Source organism: Pseudomonas viridiflava, assembly GCF_900602065.1.
GTDB lineage: Bacteria > Pseudomonadota > Gammaproteobacteria > Pseudomonadales > Pseudomonadaceae > Aquipseudomonas.
In genome coordinates this window covers 1-336 of the sequence record NZ_UWFN01000176.1, presented here as the reverse complement: position 1 = coordinate 336, position 336 = coordinate 1, and the positions used below count along the sequence as shown (strand labels likewise).

The 336-nt window shown below is 53.6% G+C and carries 1 protein-coding gene; it reads left to right on the top strand.

Translation table 11 applies throughout. The features are described 5' to 3' along the window. A partial coding sequence (locus tag EE949_RS09075; RefSeq protein ID WP_122663977.1) for a glyoxalase occupies positions 1-318 on the top strand: 318 nt, incomplete at its 5' end. Between the last annotated feature and the right edge of the window lie 18 nt (positions 319-336).

Here is a 336-nt window from a genome sequence, read left to right as displayed (position 1 = left end):
CTGTTCGGCTTCCCCGAAATCGAAGCAATCAGATCGCCGATATTCCTCGGACTTGATACAGGCAAGTCCAGCATTGGCTTCAATGCGCTTGATGCCTATGAACTGCTGGGCCTCAACGAGTTCGCGGGCAGCACCGGATGCAAGTTCCTGCTCAACATCGATGTGTCGGAACAAGCCGAAGTAGACCGGCTGGTGCCGCTGGCGGTAGAGCAGGGCGCCACGTTGATAAAAGCGCCGTATCTGACGTATTACAACTGGTATCAGGCCGTGCTGCTGGACCCGGAGCGGAATGTTTTCAGGATCAACTATATGCTTTGAAACGGCATTGCTTTATGT